Raw genomic sequence first — 20,850 nt, 5'->3', positions numbered from 1 at the left:
CGCTCTTAGTGCATCATCATGTTGTAGTTGAGGTTCCACATAATCCAGATGGAGCCCACAACCAGGATGGCGATGATCAGCACGGTAAAGATGAAGGCCGTCATGTTCCAGCCTTCATCAGATTTGGTGTTCATGTGCAGGAAACACACCAGATGCACCAAAATCTGCACCACTGCCATTGCCAGGATAGATCCCAGAATAACGGCCGGAGAGGCAGCGCCGGTCATCACCATCCAGAATGGAATAACCGTCAGGATGACCGACAGGATAAAGCCGGTCATGTACGTTTTTACGCTGCCGTGGGATGCGCCGCCGCTCTCGGTAGAATGACTCATTACATCGCCCCCATCAGATAAACAACAGTGAATACGCAAATCCAAATCACATCCAGGAAGTGCCAGAACAGGCTCAGGCACATGATGCGGGTACGGTTAGTGCTGGTCAGACCGCGACGGGCAACTTGCACCATCAGCACCGCCATCCAGATCAAACCGGAAGTGACGTGCAGACCGTGCGTGCCGACCAGCGCGAAGAACGCAGACAGGAAGCCGCTGCGATCCGGGCCCATACCGTTAACAATCAGGTGATGGAATTCATAGAGTTCCATCCCGATAAATCCGGCACCGAACAAGAAGGTCAACGCCAGCCAGGAGATAACCTGGCTCTTGTTGTTCTTGTGCATGGCGATCGCCGCCATGCCGTAGGTAATGGAGCTAAATAACAGCAGGAAGGTTTCAACCAGAACGAACGGCAGTTCGAAAATGTCCTTACCTGTCGGGCCGCCAGCGGTGCCGTTCACCAGAACGGCATAGGTAGCAAACAGAATAGAGAACAGAATGCAGTCGCTCATCAGGTAGACCCAAAATCCGAAGATTTTGTTCTGGCCTGCGTCATGGTGCCCGTGTTCGTGCGCGTGGGCAGTCGCGTGCGTTAAAGTATCAGTTGCCATTTTTCAGCCCTGCCTTAGTAATCTCATCGAAATGCTGGTTTTCCAGTTTTTCGACTTCCGGGACCGGCACGTAGTAATCCACATCTTCATCAAAGCTTTTTACAATCCAGCTGATGATCATGCCTGCGAAACCCACTATCGCCAGCCACCAGATATGCCAGATCATGGCGAAGCCAAATACCGTTGCGAAGGCGGCGATAACAATACCGGCACCGCTATTTTTCGGCATATGAATCTCTTCATATTGTCCAGGCTGTTGGTACGCTTCGCCTTTTTCTTTCATTTCCCAGAAGGCGTCACGTTCGTGAACGTGCGGCACAACGGCAAAGTTATAGAACGGCGGCGGAGACGAGGTTGACCACTCCAGCGTACGGCCACCCCATGGGTCGCCGGTCAGATCGCGGTTCTGATCGCGGTCGCGAATAGAAACGAAGATCTGAATCAGTTGACACAGGATACCCAGCGCAATCAGCGCGGCGCCGGCGGCGGCAACCATCAGCATCGTATGGAACTGCGGATCAATTTGCTGGCTGAGGCGACGGGTCATGCCCATGAAGCCCAGTACATACAGCGGCATAAAGGCTACAAAGAAACCGATAATCCAGAACCAGAAGGCGCGTTTACCCCAGGTTTCGTTCAGCTTGAAGCCAAACGCCTTCGGCCACCAGTAGGTCATACCCGCGAAGCAGCCAAACACTACGCCGCCGATGATCACGTTATGGAAGTGCGCAATCAGGAACAGACTGTTGTGCAGGACGAAGTCCGCGCCCGGTACCGCCAGCAGCACGCCGGTCATACCGCCGACCGAGAAGGTCACGATAAAGCCGATGGTCCACATCATTGCGGAATGGAAGACGATACGGCCCTGATACATGGTGAACAACCAGTTGAAGATCTTCACCCCGGTCGGGATGGCGATAATCATGGTGGTGATACCGAAGAAGGCGTTAACGTTCGCGCCTGCGCCCATCGTGAAGAAGTGGTGCAGCCAAACGATAAACGACAGTACGGTAATACAGACGGTCGCCCAAACCAGCGAGGTATAGCCGAACAGACGTTTACGCGAGAAGGTCGCTGCGATTTCGGAGAATACCCCGAAGACCGGCAGAATCAGAATGTACACTTCCGGATGGCCCCAGGCCCAAATCAGGTTGATGTACATCATCATGTTGCCGCCCATATCGTTGGTAAAGAAATGGGTGCCCAGATAGCGATCCAGGGTCAGCAACGCGACGGTAACCGTCAGAATCGGGAAAGAGGCGATGATCAGTACGTTGGCGCACAAAGAGGCCCAGGTAAAGACCGGCATCTTGAACATCGTCATACCCGGCGCACGCATCTTCAGGATCGTCACGAAGAAGTTGATACCGGTTAACGTCGTACCAATACCCGAGAGTTGCAACGCCCATATCCAGTAATCGACCCCGACGCTGGGACTGTACTCTATTCCCGATAGCGGCGGATAAGCCAGCCACCCTGTCTGCGCGAATTCACCCACGCCCAGCGAGAGGTTAACCAGGATAACGCCGACAACGGTGAACCAGAAGCTCAGGTTGTTCAGGAAAGGGAACGCAACGTCGCGCGCGCCGATCTGCAGCGGAACCACCAGGTTCATCAGACCGATAACGAAGGGCATCGCCACGAAGAAGATCATGATTACGCCGTGAGCGGTAAAGATCTGATCGTAGTGGTGCGGCGGTAGAAAACCCGCTTCGCCTGCGGAGGCAAGTGCCTGCTGGCTACGCATCATGATGGCATCGGCGAAACCACGTAACAGCATCACAATCGCGACGATGATATACATGATGCCGAGGCGTTTATGGTCAACTGACGTTAACCACTCTTTCCATAGGTAGGTCCACTTACCGAAGTAAGTAATCGCTGCCAGTATCGCCAGTCCCCCGACGATAATTGCAGCGATCGTTACCATGACGATAGGTTCATGGAACGGTACTGCATCCAGTGATAATTTTCCGAACATCTTATCTTCCTCAACCCTTGGAGTTGGCGGATTCCGCGTGGCTCATGTCCATACCTTCCATTCCTTCATGCGAGCTGTGCTCACCTTCAGGTTGGGTCATGTCCATGCTCTTACCGTGGTCCATGAATTTGTTAATAACGTCCTTGAACAAATCTGGTTTCACGCTGGAGAAATATTCCACCTTGTTGTACTCGCTTGGCATAGCCACTTTCTCGAACGCCGCCATATCATTCATGGTGTTCGGAGACTGCTTCGCTTTTGCGACCCATTGGTCGAATTCTGCGCGGTCTTTGGTGGCGATAGCTTTAAACTTCATACCAGAGAAGCCCGGGCCACTATAGCTGGCGGAGATGCCATCGTAGGTTCCGGGTTCGTTGGCGATCAGATGCAAACGTGTTTGCATACCGGCCATGGCATAAATCTGGCTACCCAGACGCGGGATAAAGAAGGAGTTCATCACGGAGTTGGAGGTCACTTTGAAATAAACCGGCGTGTTCGCCGGGAAGGCGATCTCGTTGACGGTGGCGATACCCTGCTCCGGATAGATGAAGAACCATTTCCAGTCCATGGAAACCACTTCGATGGTGATCGGTTTTTCGTCATGCGCCAGCGGCTTGCTTGGTTCAAGCGCGTGCGTGGTTTTCCAGGTCAGTACGGCAAGGAAAATGATGATTAAGATAGGCACCGTCCAGACCACGGCTTCCACTTTATTGGAGTGTGACCAGTTCGGGCTATACTTCGCATCCTTATTACTCGCACGATACTTCCAGGCGAAACCAACAGCCATCAAGATGGCGGGAATAACGACGATCAACATCAGGCCAAATGCCGTCAGTATCAGCGAACGTTGCTCCAGTCCAATCTGTCCTTTGGGATCCAGCAGCGCAGAATTACAGCCACTGAGTAATGCAGTGCCTGCAATTAATGACAACCATCCCAAACTTTTATTGTATTTCCTGAGTCTCATTTAACGACCTCAATTCCACGGGACCTGGTGGCGTTTAAAGTGTAGGGGCATTTTACGGTAAGGTTACATTACTGTAAACATGATTGGTTCTGTGTTACCAAGTTCTGCCGCGCATGTCACATATGTTGCCAAGTATGTCGAAATAACTTTAAGACACTGTTGAAACTTTGCGTTATAACGGATGAGGTCTGTAAGTGGGATGTTGAGGGATAATTGGTATAACCAATGTAAAAATAAAACAATTACTTAACAATTTATTATCAATAAAAGGACAATCAACGGCAGAAATTTAAATTTAATCGGCTGAATCGTGTAAAGAAAATAGGTAGCGTAGAAATTACCAATAATTTCCAAAATTCTGTTGCGCACAAAAAGACAAATATATTTTTTATCAATTGATGGTTATTTAGCCGTTATAATTCCGGGTCGTTATTACAACGGCAAATAATGTTTTAGAGCAGGCGTGTTTTTCGTAGTGCCAGGTAGTCCAGCAACCCGCCAAAGACAATGCCGCACACGGCAACCGCTACCGCAGTCTCAAGCAATCCGGACAGGAATGAGAAGTTAGTGTAATCCAACGCGTTCATGGTCAGCAGGAGTACCCATACCGCCAGCAAAGCGACGCCCGCGAGCAGGATTGAAAGCGCGAAATTGTAGGCGCCACGGTATTGCGTGCGGGGAATGAAACGCTCGTTCTGCCAGCTATATTCCAGCGTTTGCCGACAGACCAGCAACAGTAACAGCCCGGGAACGGCGGCAACAACCGAGAAGAGGTAGAATGTCGGCCAGCCGTGCGCTTCAACGAACCAGCCCGCTACAGGACCAACATAAACGCGGCCTACTGCGGAGAGGGCCGACAGTAGGGCAAACTGTGTTGCGGAAAACGACTTATTACATAGCGTCATTAATAAGGCGACAAAGGCGGCAGTACCCATCCCGCCGCACAGATTTTCGAAAAAGACCGCCGCGCCCATGCTGAACATGTTTTTATCGGTAATGGAGAGCAACCAGTAACCGGCGTTGGACGCGCCTTGCAAAATGCCGAAAATCAGCAGCGCGCGAAACAGCGAAAGACGCTGCATTAATATGCCGCCGTATAACGCGCCGACGATCGTCGCCAGCAGGCCCAGCGTTTTATTGACCACGCCGACTTCGCCGGCGTCAAAGCCGACGCCGCGAATCAAAAAGGTGGTGGTCAGGCTCATAGCGAAGGCATCACCCAGTTTATAAAGCACAATGAGCAGTAAAATCAGCCAGGCGTTATTACGGCCAAAGAAATCGCGTAGCGGCGCGACGACGGCCTGTTCCAGCGATTTCGGGGACGGGATAGTATCGGTCGGTTCCGGCGCCAGTAAGGTGGCGATAATGCAGGGGATCAGCAATGCCGCCATCAGCCAGTACATGCCCTGCCAGCCGAGCCAGCGATCGGCCAGCCATAGCGCCAGTCCGCCGGAAACCAGCATTCCCAACCGGTAGCCAAGCACGCTGATTGCCGCGCCAGCGCCGCGTTCTTCTGCGGGTAAAACATCGGTTTTCCAGGCGTCGAACACGATATCCTGCGAGGCGGAGCAAAAAGCAATCACCACCGCCAGCGCCGCCATCCAGCGTAGCTGCGTGCCGGGTTCAAGAAAGCCCATCGCCGCAATCGCCGCCAGTAACAACAGTTGGGTGGCGAGTAACCAACCGCGACGACGACCTAAAAAAGGCGGCGTGTAGCGGTCCATCAGCGGGGACCAGAGAAACTTAAACACATAGGCCTGACCAACCAGCGAGAAGAAGCCAATCGTTTTAAGATCGATATTCTCGACGGTCATCCACGCCTGTAGCGTACCGGAAGTGAGCGCCAGCGGGAGACCGGAGGCAAAACCCAATATCAGCAGAATGGCTGAGCGCGGTTGCTGGAAAATACGTAAATATTGACTTGACATAGGCATCTACAGACCCGGCTTCTGCCGGGTCTTGTTGTTGCTATTAACGGGCGTTTTGCTTGATAAAATCGTGAATACTGGTGTCCTGAGACATATCAGCAATGGTATCGGTCAGAACGCTATTCACTGCGTCGGCAATATTCTGGTTAGAGGCCTGGAACGCCCCTTCAATAGAGTAGTTGGCGCGATAGTTTTTGGTCATCTTGCTGCCATTTGCCGCGGTCGCAATAATCGCGATATCCGCTTTGGTCGCGATGTTGTAGCGCACGCTGCCCTGGGAAACATCAGCATACAGTTGGTTAACAATAATCTGCAGATTAACCGCGCCGTTAGGCCCGATCATATAGCCCCGCGCCGTCATCTGTTTTTCCAGGACTTCTTGTAACAGGAAGCGTAAATCGCGGGAGGCGGTTAACGTTACCAGCTGGTTGTTACGCGTGACTTTCGCTAACGCTTGATCCTGGCGCTGGTCCGCGCCGGTAATGCTAACGGTGACGCCCATCAGGCTCGGGTCCTGCTGTGGCAAGGTGATCTTCGGCGCGACGTCAATGGTCGTCGGCGGTGTGGCGCATCCTGCCAGCATAAACAGAGCGACTAACGGAAAGAGAAGTTTTTTTAACATATTCAGGCTCTCAATGACGCTTAAAACGTGATAGGTAAAAATTCCCGCCATCATAACACCGCTAACGGCGAGGGGAAGTGGTCAACGCAGGTAAATTCGTCGTAATGTCCGATTTGGTATTGATAACGGCGCGAGCGGGGATTTTGAGCGCTAAAAGAATGATTAAGGCAGTAAACTTCATACGTTTGGCTGAAATAATCAGACGAAAGCTAAATTTTTGTTGTCATGCTGTAATGGAAACGGTAAAAGCGGCTAGTATTTAAAGGGATGGGTGACATCACAGCGTTGTCGGAGGAGATTTTCATGATGATACGTGAGCAAATAGAAGAAAAATTAAGGACAGCGTTCGACCCCGTGTTTCTCGAAGTTGTGGATGAAAGCTATCGTCACAATGTTCCTGCAGGATCGGAAAGCCATTTTAAGGTCGTGCTGGTGAGCGATCGCTTTACAGGCGAACGTTTTCTTAATCGTCATCGGATGATTTACGGTACGTTAACGGCGGAACTTTCCACAACCGTACATGCGCTGGCACTGCATACTTATACCCTCAAAGAGTGGGAAGGATTGCAGGATACTATCTTCGCGTCGCCTCCTTGTCGCGGCGCGGGAAGCATCGCGTAGCAAAACGGATTTGCAACTACCTCCGCTTTTCCAGTATGTTGCTACAGAATTATGTGAAAACGGCCTGCGGGCCGTTTTGTTTTGTCTGAATTTTGAGCGTGTCGTACAGTATTCAGACAAAAATTAGCCGAGAATTGTGAAAACCGCCGCAGCATCGCACAATCACCGTTCTCGACTCACAAAAGTGATGCCGCTATAATGCGCCGTCTTATATATGAACGTCTTCGGGATGATTCTGACGACAGGGAATGTGATTGATTATGAGAACATCCCGGTTCCGCGAAGCAAATAGCACGTGCTTGCGGAGTAGAGTTGACCGAGCACTGTGATTTTTTGAGGTAACAAGATGCAAGTTTCAGTTGAAACCACTCAGGGCCTTGGCCGCCGTGTAACGATTACAATCGCTGCTGACAGCATCGAGACCGCTGTAAAAAGCGAGCTGGTCAACGTAGCGAAAAAAGTACGTATTGACGGCTTCCGTAAAGGCAAAGTACCGATGAATATCGTCGCTCAGCGTTATGGCGCTTCTGTTCGCCAGGACGTGCTGGGCGATCTGATGAGCCGCAACTTCGTTGACGCGATCATCAAAGAAAAAATTAACCCGGCAGGCGCGCCGAACTATGTTCCGGGCGAATACAAAGTGGGTGAAGACTTCACTTACTCCGTCGAGTTTGAAGTCTATCCGGAAGTTGAACTGACCGGCCTCGAGTCCATCGAAGTTGAAAAACCGGTTGTTGAAGTCACCGACGCTGACGTTGATGTGATGCTGGACACCCTGCGTAAGCAGCAGGCGACCTGGAAAGAAAAAGACGGCGCTGCTGATGCGGAAGACCGTGTGACCATCGACTTCACCGGCTCTGTAGACGGCGAAGAGTTCGAAGGCGGCAAAGCGACCGATTTCGTTCTGGCGATGGGCCAGGGTCGTATGATTCCGGGCTTTGAAGACGGCGTTAAAGGCCACAAAGCTGGCGAAGAGTTCACTATCGATGTGACCTTCCCGGAAGAGTACCATGCTGAAAACCTGAAAGGTAAAGCGGCTAAGTTCGTTATCAACCTGAAGAAAGTTGAAGAACGCGAACTGCCGGAACTGACCGAAGAATTCATCAAACGTTTCGGCGTTGAAGATGGTTCCGTAGCCGGTCTGCGCGCTGAAGTACGTAAAAACATGGAACGCGAGCTGAAAGGCGCGGTGCGTAACCGCGTTAAGTCTCAGGCGATTGAAGGTCTGGTAAAAGCTAACGACATCGACGTACCGGCTGCGCTGATCGACAGCGAAATCGACGTTCTGCGTCGTCAGGCTGCGCAGCGTTTTGGTGGTAACGAGAAACAGGCTCTGGAGCTGCCGCGCGAACTGTTCGAAGAACAGGCTAAGCGTCGTGTAGTTGTCGGTCTGCTGCTCGGCGAAGTCATTCGTACCAACGAGCTGAAAGCGGACGAAGAACGCGTTAAAGGCCTGATCGAAGAGATGGCGTCTGCTTACGAAGATCCGAAAGAAGTAATTGAGTTCTACAGCAAAAATAAAGAGCTGATGGACAATATGCGTAACGTCGCTCTGGAAGAACAGGCTGTTGAAGCGGTTCTGGCAAAAGCGAAAGTGTCTGAAAAAGCCACTTCCTTCAATGAGCTGATGAACCAGCAGGCGTAATTTGTCGCGTTAAAAGCACGAAATTTGCACAAAAACCCGTCACCTTTCAGTGACGGGTTTTTTTTTGTCACGCATTTTGCATGGTAAGGGTGCGAAAACCGCGTTTCAGTGTTAGCGTTAGAGCAAAAGATTGTTATGCTTGAATTATGGCGATGCCGTACCCATTACAGAGGGACTGGCTGATAATCCGTCCATCAGGTTACAATCAGTACAGCAGGTTTTTTCAATTTTTATCCAGGAGACGGAAATGTCATACAGCGGAGAACGAGATAATTTGGCCCCTCATATGGCGCTGGTGCCGATGGTCATTGAACAGACCTCACGCGGTGAGCGCTCTTTTGATATCTATTCTCGTCTACTTAAGGAACGCGTCATATTTCTGACCGGCCAGGTCGAAGACCATATGGCTAACCTGATCGTGGCGCAGATGCTGTTCCTGGAAGCGGAAAACCCGGAAAAAGATATCTATCTGTACATTAATTCTCCTGGCGGCGTAATTACTGCGGGGATGTCCATCTATGACACCATGCAGTTTATTAAGCCAGACGTCAGCACCATTTGTATGGGACAGGCGGCCTCTATGGGGGCGTTTCTGCTGACTGCCGGGGCGAAAGGCAAACGTTTCTGCTTGCCGAACTCTCGCGTCATGATCCACCAGCCGCTGGGCGGCTACCAGGGCCAGGCGACGGATATTGAAATTCACGCCCGCGAAATTTTGAAAGTAAAAGGGCGCATGAATGAACTTATGGCGCATCATACGGGTCAATCTCTTGAGCAGATTGAACGTGATACTGAGCGCGATCGCTTCCTCTCCGCGCCTGAAGCGGTAGAGTACGGTTTGGTTGACTCAATTTTGACCCATCGTAATTGATGCCCTGGACGCAAGTGTGCCGCTATACACTTCATCCTTCACGCTACCTCGGTGTTGGCTGTTAGCGCGCCTCCCAGTGACTTACTTATGTAAGCGCCTGCGGAGTCGCCGAGTTGCCGCCTTGATGTAGCTCGAATGATTTTGTGTATATACTAATGAAGGGCGGCACAACGCTGATTAGCGGCTTGCGCCTGAGAATGGCATTTGCGTCGTCGTGTGCGGCACAAAGAACAAAGAAGAGGTTTTGACTCATGACAGATAAACGCAAAGATGGCTCGGGCAAATTGTTGTACTGCTCTTTTTGCGGCAAAAGCCAGCATGAAGTGCGCAAGCTGATTGCCGGTCCATCCGTGTATATCTGCGACGAATGCGTCGATTTATGTAACGACATTATTCGCGAAGAAATTAAAGAAGTTGCTCCGCACCGTGAACGTAGTGCGCTGCCGACGCCGCATGAAATTCGTACCCACCTGGACGATTACGTTATCGGCCAGGAGCAGGCGAAAAAAGTGCTGGCGCTGGCGGTCTATAACCACTACAAGCGTCTGCGTAACGGCGATACCAGCAATGGCGTCGAGTTAGGTAAAAGCAACATTCTGCTGATTGGACCGACCGGTTCCGGTAAAACGCTGCTGGCGGAAACGCTGGCGCGCTTGCTGGATGTGCCGTTCACTATGGCGGATGCGACCACGCTAACCGAAGCGGGTTACGTTGGTGAAGACGTCGAGAATATCATTCAGAAACTGTTGCAGAAATGCGACTACGACGTGCAAAAAGCGCAGCGTGGGATTGTCTACATTGATGAAATCGATAAGATTTCGCGTAAATCAGACAATCCGTCCATTACCCGCGATGTTTCCGGCGAAGGCGTACAGCAGGCGTTGCTGAAACTGATCGAAGGCACCGTCGCCGCGGTTCCACCGCAGGGCGGTCGCAAACATCCGCAGCAGGAGTTCTTACAGGTAGATACCTCTAAGATTCTGTTTATCTGCGGCGGCGCGTTTGCCGGTCTGGATAAAGTGATCGCTAACCGTGTTGAAACCGGCTCCGGCATTGGTTTTGGCGCGACGGTGAAAGCGAAGTCCGACAAAGCCAGCGAAGGCGAGCTGTTGTCGCAGGTTGAACCGGAAGATTTGATCAAATTTGGTCTGATTCCTGAGTTTATCGGTCGTCTGCCAGTGGTAGCGACGCTGAATGAACTCAGCGAAGAAGCGCTGATTCAAATCCTGAAAGAGCCGAAAAATGCGCTGACCAAGCAGTATCAGGCGCTGTTTAACCTGGAAGGCGTCGATCTGGAATTCCGTGACGAAGCGCTGGACGCTATCGCCAGGAAAGCAATGGCGCGTAAAACCGGCGCCCGTGGCCTGCGTTCTATCGTCGAAGCGGCGCTGCTGGATACCATGTACGATTTGCCATCTATGGAAGACGTCGAAAAAGTGGTGATCGACGAGTCCGTTATTGCCGGTCAGAGTAAGCCGTTGCTGATTTACGGCAAACCGGAAGCGCAGGCTTCTGGCGAATAATTAAACATTCATACAATCAGTTAGCCAAAAAAGGGGGGATTTTATCTCCCCTTTCGTTTTTCCTGTAAACACGCCGTTGAATGTGTGGGAAACATCCCCATATACTGACGTACATGTTATAGGTGGTATGGAGCACAGCTATACTATCTGATTACCTGGCGGACACTAAACTAAGAGAGAGCTCTATGAATCCTGAGCGTTCTGAACGCATTGAAATCCCCGTATTGCCCTTGCGCGATGTGGTGGTTTATCCGCACATGGTCATACCCTTATTTGTAGGGCGGGAAAAATCTATCCGTTGTCTGGAAGCGGCTATGGACCATGATAAAAAAATCATGCTGGTCGCCCAGAAGGAAGCATCGACGGATGAGCCGGGTGTAAACGATCTTTTCACCGTCGGGACCGTGGCCTCTATTTTGCAGATGCTGAAACTGCCTGACGGCACCGTAAAAGTGCTGGTCGAGGGGTTACAGCGCGCGCGTATTTCCGCGCTGTCTGACAACGGCGAACATTTCTCCGCGAAGGCGGAGTACCTTGATTCGCCAGCCATTGATGAGCGTGAACAAGAAGTGCTGGTGCGTACCGCTATCAGCCAGTTCGAAGGCTACATCAAGCTGAACAAAAAAATTCCGCCGGAAGTGCTGACGTCACTCAATAGCATTGACGACCCTGCACGTCTGGCTGACACCATCGCCGCGCATATGCCGCTGAAACTGGCGGATAAACAGTCCGTACTGGAGATGTCCGACGTTAACGAACGTCTGGAATATCTGATGGCGATGATGGAATCTGAAATCGATCTGCTGCAGGTTGAGAAACGCATTCGCAACCGCGTGAAAAAGCAGATGGAGAAATCCCAGCGCGAGTACTATCTGAACGAGCAAATGAAAGCGATTCAGAAAGAGCTTGGCGAGATGGACGACGCGCCGGACGAAAACGAAGCGCTGAAGCGTAAGATCGACGCGGCGAAAATGCCGAAAGAGGCGAAAGAGAAAGCGGAAGCGGAACTGCAGAAGCTGAAAATGATGTCTCCGATGTCGGCGGAAGCGACCGTGGTGCGCGGCTACATCGACTGGATGGTGCAGGTGCCGTGGAATGCGCGTAGCAAGGTCAAAAAAGACCTGCGTCAGGCGCAGGAAATCCTCGATACTGACCATTATGGTCTGGAGCGCGTGAAAGACCGCATCCTTGAGTATCTCGCGGTTCAAAGCCGTGTAAATAAAATCAAGGGGCCGATCCTGTGTCTGGTGGGGCCGCCGGGGGTAGGTAAAACCTCGTTGGGCCAGTCCATCGCTAAAGCAACAGGGCGTAAATACATCCGTATGGCGCTGGGCGGCGTGCGTGATGAAGCGGAAATCCGCGGTCATCGCCGGACTTACATTGGCTCTATGCCGGGTAAACTGATCCAAAAAATGGCCAAAGTGGGGGTTAAAAACCCACTGTTCCTGCTCGATGAGATCGACAAAATGTCTTCTGACATGCGCGGCGATCCGGCTTCCGCACTGCTGGAAGTGCTGGATCCGGAGCAGAACGTGGCGTTCAGCGATCATTACCTGGAAGTGGATTACGATCTCAGCGATGTGATGTTCGTCGCCACTTCCAACTCCATGAACATTCCGGCGCCGCTGCTGGATCGTATGGAAGTGATCCGTCTGTCCGGTTATACCGAAGACGAGAAGCTGAATATTGCTAAACGTCACCTGCTGCCGAAGCAGATCGAGCGTAACGCGCTGAAGAAAGGCGAACTGACGGTCGACGATAGCGCGATTATCGGTATTATCCGCTATTACACGCGTGAAGCGGGCGTTCGTAGTCTGGAGCGTGAAATCTCCAAACTGTGCCGCAAAGCGGTTAAACAACTGTTGCTCGATAAGTCGTTAAAACATATCGAAATTAACGGTGATAATCTGCACGACTACCTCGGTGTGCAGCGCTTTGACTATGGCCGCGCGGATAGCGAAAACCGCGTAGGTCAGGTGACGGGCCTGGCGTGGACGGAAGTGGGCGGCGATCTGTTGACCATCGAAACCGCCTGCGTCCCGGGCAAAGGCAAGTTGACCTACACCGGCTCGCTCGGTGAAGTGATGCAGGAATCCATTCAGGCGGCGCTGACCGTGGTGCGTGCGCGCGCGGAAAAACTGGGTATTAATCCGGACTTTTACGAAAAACGCGATATCCACGTTCACGTGCCGGAAGGCGCAACGCCGAAAGACGGTCCAAGCGCCGGTATCGCGATGTGTACCGCGCTGGTTTCCTGCCTGACCGGTAATCCGGTGCGCGCAGATGTGGCAATGACCGGTGAGATCACGCTGCGTGGTCAGGTGTTGCCGATCGGCGGCCTGAAAGAAAAACTGTTGGCGGCGCATCGCGGCGGGATTAAAACGGTCTTAATTCCGTTCGAAAATAAACGTGACCTGGAGGAAATTCCGGACAACGTGATTGCCGATCTGGATATTCATCCTGTGAAGCGCATTGAGGAAGTTCTGACGCTTGCTCTGCAAAACGAACCGTCTGGAATGCAGGTTGTAACCGCAAAATAGTGACCTCGCGCAAATAGCGCTAATAAAAACAGGGCTGGCAGGCTATTTCGGACTTGCCAGCCTTTTTTTGTATAGCTAATTTAGATGGTTGATTGGGTCTGCCACCATTAACGGGTGTTGTAAGGGCGTGGCAGGCCTGATATAACTGCTGCGCGGTCGTACTTCGAAGGATTCAGGTGCGATATAAATTATAAAGAGGAAGAGAAGAGTGAATAAATCTCAACTGATCGAAAAAATTGCTGCAGGGGCTGATATCTCTAAGGCTGCGGCTGGACGTGCGTTAGATGCGATTATTGCTTCTGTTACCGAATCTCTGAAAGAAGGGGATGACGTTGCACTGGTAGGCTTTGGTACTTTTGCTGTTAAAGAGCGTGCTGCCCGTACTGGTCGCAACCCGCAAACAGGTAAAGAGATCACCATCGCCGCTGCCAAAGTGCCGAGTTTCCGTGCAGGTAAAGCGCTGAAAGACGCGGTAAACTAAGCGTGATCCCCTCGGGGGATGTGGCAAAGTACAAGGGCGCATCAACTGATGTGCCTTTTTTATTGGCGATTCGGGACTTTCTGTGCGTTGCGGGCTGACAATTGCCCTCGTTTCTTGTCACAATAGGCTTTTGTGCGCCGCGTTCAGAAAATGCGATGCGCGTGAAGTCTCTATACGCAAATCATTCAGGTTGCGTCGACGCGGCTACTGAGCGAATCACTCAGTAGCCAGCAGAGAAGCCGCCTGAAAGATAAAGTGTAAAGTCACCTACAGCGGAGTGTGGTTACACCATGATGGACAGCTTACGCACGGCTGCAAACAGTCTCGTGCTCAAGATTATTTTCGTTATCATTATCGTGTCGTTCATTTTGACCGGCGTTAGTGGTTACCTGATTGGCGGAAGCAATAACTACGCCGCAAAAGTGAATGGCCAGGAAATCAGCCGGGCACAGTTTGAGAATGCGTTTAACAACGAACGTAACCGTATGCAGCAGCAGTTGGGCGACAGGTATTCTGAACTGGCGGCCAACGAAGGTTATATGAAAAGCCTGCGCCAGCAGGTGCTGAATCGTCTGATAGATGAAGCGCTGTTGGATCAATATTCCCGCGAACTGAAACTGGGCATCAGCGATGAGCAGGTAAAACAGGCGATTTTCGCCACTCCCGCTTTTCAGGTGGACGGTAAGTTTGACAACAACCGCTATAACGCGATTGTGAATCAGATGGGAATGACCGCCGATCAGTACGCTCAGGCGCTGCGTAACCAGCTTACCACTCAGCAACTGATCAACGGCGTGGCCGGTACTGATTTTATGCTGAAAGGGGAAACCGACGAACTGGCGGCATTAGTCTCTCAACAGCGCGTGGTGCGTGAAGCCGTTATTGATGTCAACGCGCTGGCGGCGAAGCAGCAGGTGACCGATCAGGAAGTGTCCAGCTACTACGATCAGAATAAAGTCCGCTTTATGACGCCGGAACAGTTCCGCGTAAGCTATATCAAGCTGGATGCCGCGACGATGCAGGCACCGGTCAGCGATGCGGATATTCAGGCCTATTATGACCAGCATGTAGATCAGTTTACTCAGCCGGAGCGTATTCGTTACAGCATTATTCAGACCAAAACGGAAGATGATGCGAAAGCGGTACTGGATGCGCTGAACAAGGGCGAAGATTTCGCCACGCTGGCGAAAGAGAAATCTACCGATATCATCTCTGCGCGTAATGGCGGCGATATGGGCTGGCTGGAAGAGTCTGCCACGGTGCCGGAACTGAAAAACGCCGGATTAAAAGAAAAAGGCCAGATATCTGGCGTGATTAAGTCGTCTGTCGGTTTTCTGGTGGCGCGTCTGGATGATATTCAGCCTGCCAAAGTGAAACCGTTAAGCGAGGTTCGCGACGACATTGCCGCGAAAGTGAAACAGGAAAAAGCGCTGGATGCTTACTATGCGTTGCAGCAGAAAGTGAGCGATGCGGCAAGCAACGACAATGAGTCGTTAGCAGGCGCTGAACAGGTCGCTGGCGTAAAAGCCGTTGAAACCGGCTGGTTTAGCCGTGACACCTTACCGGAAGAGCTGAACTTCAAACCGGTAGCCGATGCTATCTTTAATGGCGGTCTGGTAGGCGAAAACGGTACGCCGGGGCCGAATTCAGACATTATCACCGTAGATGGCGACCGGGCTTTTGTTGTGCGCGTGAGCGAACATAAACCTGAAGCCGTGAAGCCGTTGGCAGAAGTGAAAGAACAGGTCACTGCCCTGGTGAAGCATAATAAAGCGGAACAACAGGCGAAGCTGGATGCGGAAAAACTGCTGGTCGAGCTGAAAGCGGGCAAAGGCGCGGAAGCGATGAAAGCGGCGGGGCTGAGTTTTGGCGAGCCTAAAACGTTAAGTCGTACCAGTCAGGATCCGGTGAGTCAGGCGGCCTTTGCGTTAAGCCTTCCGACGAAAGATAAGCCAGTTTATGGCGTGGCGAACGATATGCAGGGTAACGTCGTTCTGCTGGCGTTTGACGAGGTGAAAGCGGGCGCCATGCCGGAAGCGCAGAAAAAAGCGATGGTGCAGGGCATCACGCAGAACAATGCGCAAATTGTCTTTGAGGCGCTGATGAGCAATCTGCGTAAAGAGGCGAAAATCAAAATCGGCGACGCTCTGGAACAGCAGTAATCGTCGAGGCGCTTCGCAAAAAATTGCAAAACGTTGTATCCCACAAAGGCCGCTTTCGCGGCCTTTTCCATTTCTGAGAATTGCCGTTTGTTCGTTTTTCTCCGCCCCGCTATCGTGGCTGCACTGTTAACAAACAAGGAGAAAACAGTATGAAACACGGAATTAAAGCACTGCTTATTACACTTTCTTTAACCTGCGCGGGCATGGCCCATAGCGCACTGGCGGCGACGCCTGTCGCAAAAAATGCAGCGGTGGAAACAAAAGCGGATACGCCTTCTTCATCCTCCGCCAAAGCGGCATTACCTGCTAAAGCCAGCGATGATGAAGGTACCAGGGTGAGCATTAATACCGCGTCTGCGGAGGATCTGGCGCGGGTGATGAACGGCGTTGGGCTGAAAAAAGCGCAGGCTATTGTGAGCTATCGGGAGGAGTATGGTCCTTTTAAAACGGTGGATGATTTAAAGCAGGTGCCGGGAATGGGAAGCGCGCTGGTGGAGCGTAATCTGGCAGTTTTAACATTGTAATCACTTGCATAGTGGCCAAAATTTGCCAGACTGTAGAGGTCATACCAGTTATGACCTCTGTACTTGTCGTTTACTTATAACAACAACGTAAGGTTATTGCGCTATGCAAACACAAATCAAAGTTCGTGGATATCATCTTGATGTTTATCAACATGTTAATAATGCCCGCTATCTGGAGTTTCTGGAAGAGGCCCGTTGGGATGGTCTGGAAAACAGCGACAGCTTTCAGTGGATGACGGCCCGCAATATTGCCTTTGTGGTGGTAAACATCAATATAAATTACCGTCGCCCGGCGGTATTGAGCGATCTATTGACCGTGACCAGCCAGGTACAACAGCTTAACGGTAAAAGCGGCGTATTAAGCCAGACGATTACGCTGGAGCCAGAAGGGCAGGTGGTGGCCGATGCGCTCATCACGTTTGTTTGTATTGATTTAAAAACGCAAAAAGCGCTGCCGCTGGAAGGCGAATTGCGTGAAAAGCTGGAACAGATGGTGCAATAACGCTTCGCAGTCTGATGGCGTTGAACTTGTCCGGCCTGGCGATATTGACCATGGTGAATATCGCCAGGCCGGATAAGGTGCATGCGCCGCCATCCGGCAAAACAATCACCTTAACCCGGTTTTTTGCTTCATTGCCGCCATCACCGCCGCTTTATTCGACAGATAATGATTCAGGCCGTTAGCGCGCAGATTACAGGCCGCGCAATGACCACAGCCATCGCCTTTAATGCCGTTATAGCAGGTCAGCGTCTCTTCGCGAACCAAATCCAGTTGGCCCCAATAATCGGCCAGCGCCCAGGTTTCAGCTTTATCAATCCACATTAAGGGCGTTTCGAAACGGATATCTTTCGCCATGCCCAGATTCACCGCGTGATTCAGCGCTTTGACGAACTCATCGCGACAGTCTGGATAGCCGGAAAAATCGGTCTCGCAAACGCCAGTGATCACCGCTTCGGCTTTAACCTGATAAGCGTAAATCGCCGCCAGCGTCAGAAAGAGAATATTGCGTCCCGGTACGAAAGTATTGGGGATACCGTCAGCGTTCGGTTCATAGTCCGGCACCGGAATGCTATCCCGCGTCAGGCTGCTGACCGCCAGTTCGTTCAGCAAAGTGACATCCAACACTTTATGCGCGCGTGCGCCAAGTTTTAACGCCAGCGCCCGCGCGACATCAATCTCTGCGCGGTGGCGCTGACCATAATCAAACGTGACACAATGCACTTCATCATACTGATGCCGCGCTTGCGCCAGACAAGTGGTGGAGTCCTGACCTCCACTAAATACAACAACGGCGCGTTTCATAGTTATCCTGATCAATGACGAAAGCCAATATGGTAACGCGTACGGATAATCCCGACCAGCTTCTTCACGGCGAAGGCGGCGGAAGCCAGGCTTCGCTAAATTCAAACCAGCCGCGAGGGGTGAGTCGAACGCCGTTAACGCCCGGTGGGGCGCTGATGCGATAGTGATAATTAAATAGTGGCGTAAGTGTGGCGTCATCCATCAGGTTAGCAAAAACTTGTTGTAGCGCGGCGCGGCGATCTTTTTCATTGGGCTGAATTTGCAGAGCGTCAAGCGTAGCCTGCAGATGGGAAAACGCAGGCGCGTCCAGGACATGTGACCAGATCTGATCGCAACGTAGCCACTGCTCCAGCGTATATTCCGGCGCTTCGCCGATCAGCCTGTCGCCCATCATCAGATCCGCTTGCGCCAACGCAGGGCAGTTATCCCAGTTTTTGGCATTATGAAAAATCAACGTTAACTCACAGCCGAGCGTCGCCAGGTAATGTCGAAGCTGTTCCGCCATCGTATGCAGCTCTACGGGAAGGTGATACGCCAGGGTAAGTTTTTTCGGCAATGGCGTTTCATCAACGTCCTGCCATTGCGGGATTGTCCAGCCGGGTAGCAGCCCCTGACTTGGCATAATCAAGTTCTCATCTACCGGTAAGGTTTTCAGCAGCGAAGTATGATGGATAATATGTATCAGACGCCGCGCCTGCTGTACGTTGAGCCGTGAGCCCTTTTTGAGGGTTAAATAACAAAAGCCAAGACTGATACCACTACTTACCTGACTCAGCGTCGCCAGCTCTTCCGGTTTGCCGATGGCAATCTGCACCGGATGGCGGCAACTGGTGCCCAGATCCTGGGCAAACAGTTGCGGGGTGATCCAGAATTCAATCGCTTTCAGCAGCGGATGGCTGAGGTGATAATGGTCATGACTTTCCAGACGCACCAGTTCCGGCGTGAACAACGCCAGGCGAAAAGGACCGGTGCCGATAAGCGGCAGGTCAGGATGCGCCAGACCGCTACAATAGCTCGCCAGACGATGCGCCAGCCAGTAATCAGGTCGGTGAAGGAGAAAGGTCAGGCACTGAGGATGCGTTACTTCGATCCGTGCGACGCTAATAAACAATTTGCTTAGCGCGGGTAGGGTAAGCAGCCTTTCCAGGCGTTCGTGTAGCTGCGCGGTATCCACCGCATCGCCATTATGCCAGTGCAGCGTGGAGCGAATATAAAAATCCCAGCGTAAACCGTCGGCGGAAACCTCCCAGTGATGCGCCAAATCCCCGCAAGGATATTGACTGTCGCGGTCGAAGCGCGTTAACCCGGAAAAAACTTGCCCTGCGAGATGCTGTTCCGCGCGGCCTGGCAGGAAACCCGGCTGCAGCGGATCAAGCGGACGATAGTAGGGAATACGCAATGTCGGCGTATCGTTTTGCCATTGGCCGCCCATAAAAGGCTGGAGCATCGCCCGTAACTCGCCCGGCGCCAGCTGCGCCAGTTCCAGTACGTTGAGCTGCTGCCCTTTTTCCAGCGCCTGTTCCATCATGGCGGTGCGGAGCGATTCCGGCGTGACCAGAAACTGGAGCCGTCCACGTTTCCCGCGCCCGGACTGCGCCTCCCATCTTAGCCAACCTGCCTGCTGGGCCTGACGCAGCAGCGTTCGCAGATGGCGCTCGCTACAAAAACAGCGTTCGGCCAGTTCGCTAACGGTGACATGTTGCGTTTCCCCGGCGGAAGGCTGCCAGAGGCGTTGATATTGATTAAGCCGATTCAGTAGCCTCATAGAAACCCGGAACACTTCCTTTTATCTGTTCACTATTACTTCCGTATATCTCAGGTAATACTGAACAACAAGTTAACCGCGTCACAGTGTGGAGAAAGAGATGGCCCGTCTGGCAGCATTTGATATGGATGGCACGTTATTAATGCCCGATCACCATTTGGGTAGAGAAACGATCGCCACGCTGGCGCGTCTGCGCGAACGCGATATCACCCTGACATTCGCTACGGGTCGTCATGTGCTGGAAATGCGGCATATTCTGGGGACGCTTTCACTGGATGCTTATCTTATTACCGGTAACGGGACGCGAATTCACTCGCTGGAAGGCGACGTGCTGCATCGTCAGGATCTCGATCCTCAGGTTGCCGATACGGTGATGCACCATGCCTGGGATACCCGAGCCAGTATGCATGTGTTTAATGACAACGGCTGGTTTACAGGCCAGGAGATCCCCGCGCTACTCCAGGCGCACGTCTACAGCGGCTTTCGTTATCAGGTTATCGATATAAAAAGTATTCCGGCCCATCAGGTGACGAAGATCTGTTTTTGCGGCGATCATGACGATCTGATCCGTTTGCGCATTCAGCTCAATGAGGCGCTGGAAGAACGCGCGCACCTCTGTTTCTCTGCCGTCGACTGCCTGGAAGTGCTACCGCTGGGGTGCAATAAAGGATCGGCGCTGGCGGTATTGAGCAACCATTTAGGGCTTTCACTGGCAGATTGCATGGCGTTTGGCGACGCGATGAACGATCGGGAAATGCTGGGCAGCGTCGGGCGGGGGCTCATTATGGGCAATGCCATGCCGCAGCTTATCGCCGCGCTGCCACACCTTTCGGTTATCGGACATTGTGGTAATCAAGCGGTATCACACTTTTTGACGCATTGGCTGGACAATCCGCATCTACCTTATTCCCCCGAATGAGAGATCTCTTCCAGCAAGCCAGACATTCAGTCTGGCTTTTTTTTGGTTT

The 20,850-nt window shown here is 52.1% G+C and carries 18 protein-coding genes; 10 read left to right on the top strand and 8 right to left on the bottom strand.

The genetic code is table 11. From position 1 onward, the window contains the following. Positions 1-5: 5 nt before the first annotated feature. The 6 genes from J1G48_RS16875 to J1G48_RS16850 form a co-directional block, all read right to left on the bottom strand. Positions 6-335 carry a cytochrome o ubiquinol oxidase subunit IV gene (locus J1G48_RS16875; protein WP_000019878.1) on the bottom strand — a complete coding sequence of 110 codons (330 nt, stop codon included), beginning with the start codon at positions 333-335 and terminating at the stop codon, positions 6-8. Then, positions 335-949 carry a cytochrome o ubiquinol oxidase subunit III gene (locus J1G48_RS16870; RefSeq protein ID WP_000179833.1) on the bottom strand — a complete coding sequence of 205 codons (615 nt, stop codon included), beginning with the start codon at positions 947-949 and terminating at the stop codon, positions 335-337. Before J1G48_RS16870 ends, J1G48_RS16875 begins: the two co-directional genes overlap by 1 nt. Further along, positions 939-2,930, bottom strand: coding sequence for a cytochrome o ubiquinol oxidase subunit I (gene cyoB / locus J1G48_RS16865; RefSeq protein ID WP_000467158.1), 1,992 nt, complete (start codon positions 2,928-2,930; stop codon positions 939-941). The genes J1G48_RS16870 and cyoB overlap by 11 nt, the downstream gene beginning before the upstream one ends. A gap of 10 nt (positions 2,931-2,940) precedes the next feature. Next, positions 2,941-3,897: a cytochrome o ubiquinol oxidase subunit II gene (gene cyoA / locus J1G48_RS16860; protein WP_001239448.1), complete on the bottom strand. Its 957-nt coding sequence runs from the start codon at positions 3,895-3,897 to the stop codon at positions 2,941-2,943. 452 nt (positions 3,898-4,349) lie between these two features. Further along, positions 4,350-5,825 (bottom strand): muropeptide MFS transporter AmpG, encoded by a 1,476-nt coding sequence (gene ampG, locus J1G48_RS16855; protein ID WP_000098473.1) that lies wholly within the window; start codon positions 5,823-5,825, stop codon positions 4,350-4,352. A 43-nt stretch (positions 5,826-5,868) separates the two neighbouring features. Next, complete coding sequence (locus J1G48_RS16850; RefSeq protein WP_001537832.1) at positions 5,869-6,447, bottom strand: lipoprotein; 579 nt, start codon at positions 6,445-6,447, stop codon at positions 5,869-5,871. 303 nt (positions 6,448-6,750) lie between these two features. Here J1G48_RS16850 and bolA point away from each other — a divergent pair, with 303 nt between their 5' ends. The 9 genes from bolA to fadM all read left to right on the top strand — a co-directional run bounded on the left by bolA (position 6,751) and on the right by fadM (position 17,316). Beyond that, positions 6,751-7,068 (top strand): transcriptional regulator BolA, encoded by a 318-nt coding sequence (bolA, locus tag J1G48_RS16845; protein WP_000973433.1) that lies wholly within the window; start codon positions 6,751-6,753, stop codon positions 7,066-7,068. Between the two features lie 346 nt (positions 7,069-7,414). Next, entirely contained in the window at positions 7,415-8,713 is a 1,299-nt protein-coding gene (gene tig / locus J1G48_RS16840; RefSeq protein WP_001198403.1) for a trigger factor, read from the top strand. A 247-nt stretch (positions 8,714-8,960) separates the two neighbouring features. Then, entirely contained in the window at positions 8,961-9,584 is a 624-nt protein-coding gene (gene clpP, locus J1G48_RS16835; RefSeq protein ID WP_000122257.1) for an ATP-dependent Clp endopeptidase proteolytic subunit ClpP, read from the top strand. 251 nt (positions 9,585-9,835) lie between these two features. Continuing rightward, entirely contained in the window at positions 9,836-11,107 is a 1,272-nt protein-coding gene (clpX, locus tag J1G48_RS16830) for an ATP-dependent protease ATP-binding subunit ClpX (protein ID WP_000130313.1), read from the top strand. A 185-nt stretch (positions 11,108-11,292) separates the two neighbouring features. Next, entirely contained in the window at positions 11,293-13,647 is a 2,355-nt protein-coding gene (gene lon / locus J1G48_RS16825) for an endopeptidase La (RefSeq protein WP_001067723.1), read from the top strand. Positions 13,648-13,855: 208 nt separating this feature from the next. Then, entirely contained in the window at positions 13,856-14,128 is a 273-nt protein-coding gene (gene hupB / locus J1G48_RS16820) for a nucleoid-associated protein HU-beta (RefSeq protein ID WP_001043544.1), read from the top strand. Positions 14,129-14,418: 290 nt separating this feature from the next. After that, positions 14,419-16,290, top strand: coding sequence for a peptidylprolyl isomerase (gene ppiD, locus J1G48_RS16815; RefSeq protein WP_000969434.1), 1,872 nt, complete (start codon positions 14,419-14,421; stop codon positions 16,288-16,290). A gap of 149 nt (positions 16,291-16,439) precedes the next feature. Continuing rightward, complete coding sequence (locus tag J1G48_RS16810) at positions 16,440-16,814, top strand: helix-hairpin-helix domain-containing protein (protein WP_000680322.1); 375 nt, start codon at positions 16,440-16,442, stop codon at positions 16,812-16,814. 103 nt (positions 16,815-16,917) lie between these two features. Beyond that, positions 16,918-17,316: a long-chain acyl-CoA thioesterase FadM gene (fadM, locus tag J1G48_RS16805; protein WP_001194543.1), complete on the top strand. Its 399-nt coding sequence runs from the start codon at positions 16,918-16,920 to the stop codon at positions 17,314-17,316. A gap of 105 nt (positions 17,317-17,421) precedes the next feature. Here the strand turns inward: fadM and queC are convergent, their stop codons facing one another. Together queC and J1G48_RS16795 are read right to left on the bottom strand one after the other, a co-directional pair. Continuing rightward, positions 17,422-18,117 carry a 7-cyano-7-deazaguanine synthase QueC gene (queC, locus tag J1G48_RS16800; RefSeq protein WP_000817201.1) on the bottom strand — a complete coding sequence of 232 codons (696 nt, stop codon included), beginning with the start codon at positions 18,115-18,117 and terminating at the stop codon, positions 17,422-17,424. A gap of 64 nt (positions 18,118-18,181) precedes the next feature. Further along, on the bottom strand, positions 18,182-19,882 hold the full coding sequence (locus J1G48_RS16795) for an SgrR family transcriptional regulator (protein ID WP_001238163.1): 1,701 nt from the start codon (positions 19,880-19,882) through the stop codon (positions 18,182-18,184). A 100-nt stretch (positions 19,883-19,982) separates the two neighbouring features. On the opposite strand from J1G48_RS16795, the gene cof reads away from it, so the two are divergent. Beyond that, entirely contained in the window at positions 19,983-20,801 is an 819-nt protein-coding gene (cof, locus tag J1G48_RS16790; RefSeq protein ID WP_000113030.1) for an HMP-PP phosphatase, read from the top strand. Positions 20,802-20,850: the final 49 nt, after the last annotated feature.

The organism is Salmonella sp. SAL-020 (assembly GCF_017372215.1).
GTDB classification, from domain to species: domain Bacteria; phylum Pseudomonadota; class Gammaproteobacteria; order Enterobacterales; family Enterobacteriaceae; genus Salmonella; species Salmonella enterica.
The sequence above is the reverse complement of the archived record's forward strand: the minus strand, read 5'-3'. Positions and strand labels throughout refer to the sequence as shown.

Bases quoted from the DNA above. Each gene is read 5' to 3' on its own strand.
- J1G48_RS16875 (WP_000019878.1), bottom strand. From the start codon at position 335: ATGAGTCATTCTACCGAGAGCGGCGGCGCATCCCACGGCAGCGTAAAA.
- J1G48_RS16870 (WP_000179833.1), bottom strand. From the start codon at position 949: ATGGCAACTGATACTTTAACGCACGCGACTGCCCACGCGCACGAACAC.
- cyoB (WP_000467158.1), bottom strand. From the start codon at position 2,930: ATGTTCGGAAAATTATCACTGGATGCAGTACCGTTCCATGAACCTATC.
- cyoA (WP_001239448.1), bottom strand. From the start codon at position 3,897: ATGAGACTCAGGAAATACAATAAAAGTTTGGGATGGTTGTCATTAATT.
- ampG (WP_000098473.1), bottom strand. From the start codon at position 5,825: ATGTCAAGTCAATATTTACGTATTTTCCAGCAACCGCGCTCAGCCATT.
- J1G48_RS16850 (WP_001537832.1), bottom strand. From the start codon at position 6,447: ATGTTAAAAAAACTTCTCTTTCCGTTAGTCGCTCTGTTTATGCTGGCA.
- bolA (WP_000973433.1), top strand. From the start codon at position 6,751: ATGATGATACGTGAGCAAATAGAAGAAAAATTAAGGACAGCGTTCGAC.
- tig (WP_001198403.1), top strand. From the start codon at position 7,415: ATGCAAGTTTCAGTTGAAACCACTCAGGGCCTTGGCCGCCGTGTAACG.
- clpP (WP_000122257.1), top strand. From the start codon at position 8,961: ATGTCATACAGCGGAGAACGAGATAATTTGGCCCCTCATATGGCGCTG.
- clpX (WP_000130313.1), top strand. From the start codon at position 9,836: ATGACAGATAAACGCAAAGATGGCTCGGGCAAATTGTTGTACTGCTCT.
- lon (WP_001067723.1), top strand. From the start codon at position 11,293: ATGAATCCTGAGCGTTCTGAACGCATTGAAATCCCCGTATTGCCCTTG.
- ppiD (WP_000969434.1), top strand. From the start codon at position 14,419: ATGATGGACAGCTTACGCACGGCTGCAAACAGTCTCGTGCTCAAGATT.
- J1G48_RS16810 (WP_000680322.1), top strand. From the start codon at position 16,440: ATGAAACACGGAATTAAAGCACTGCTTATTACACTTTCTTTAACCTGC.
- fadM (WP_001194543.1), top strand. From the start codon at position 16,918: ATGCAAACACAAATCAAAGTTCGTGGATATCATCTTGATGTTTATCAA.
- queC (WP_000817201.1), bottom strand. From the start codon at position 18,117: ATGAAACGCGCCGTTGTTGTATTTAGTGGAGGTCAGGACTCCACCACT.
- J1G48_RS16795 (WP_001238163.1), bottom strand. From the start codon at position 19,882: ATGAGGCTACTGAATCGGCTTAATCAATATCAACGCCTCTGGCAGCCT.
- cof (WP_000113030.1), top strand. From the start codon at position 19,983: ATGGCCCGTCTGGCAGCATTTGATATGGATGGCACGTTATTAATGCCC.